General features: G+C 59.1%; 1 protein-coding gene. It reads left to right on the top strand.

The window, feature by feature from the left end:
* Positions 1-79: 79 nt before the first annotated feature.
* A partial coding sequence (locus ACU8YE_RS25180; protein ID WP_446930287.1) for a GTPase occupies positions 80-450 on the top strand: 371 nt, incomplete at its 3' end.

The raw sequence follows: 450 nt of genomic DNA, 5'->3' as shown, positions 1-450 counted from the left end.
GACCCGACGTTCCCGTGTGGAGCGCTGATGGGAGGTGGTTAGTGGGTTGGGTGCCGGCTGAACGGTAGAGTGGCCGAACGTGGCACTTACGATTGGAATCGTCGGTCTTCCCAACGCCGGCAAGTCGACTCTGTTCAACGCGCTGACCAAGAATGACGTCTTGGCGGCGAACTACCCCTTCGCGACCATTGAGCCGAATGTTGGCGTGGTCGGGGTGCCGGACAAGCGCCTCGATGTGCTGACGGAGATGTTTCATTCCGCTAAGACCATTCCTGCGACGGTGTCCTTCGTCGACATCGCCGGAATCGTCAAAGGCGCTAGCAAAGGTGAGGGGATGGGCAACGAGTTCCTCTCTAACATTCGTGAAGCCGACGCCATCTGCCAGGTGACAAGGTGTTTCGCAGACGACGATGTCACCCACGTCAACGGTCACGTCGATCCCTCCGACGA

The sequence above is a fragment of the Ralstonia sp. VS2407 genome, from assembly GCF_052950655.1.
This window is presented reverse-complemented; position numbering and strand designations above follow the sequence as displayed.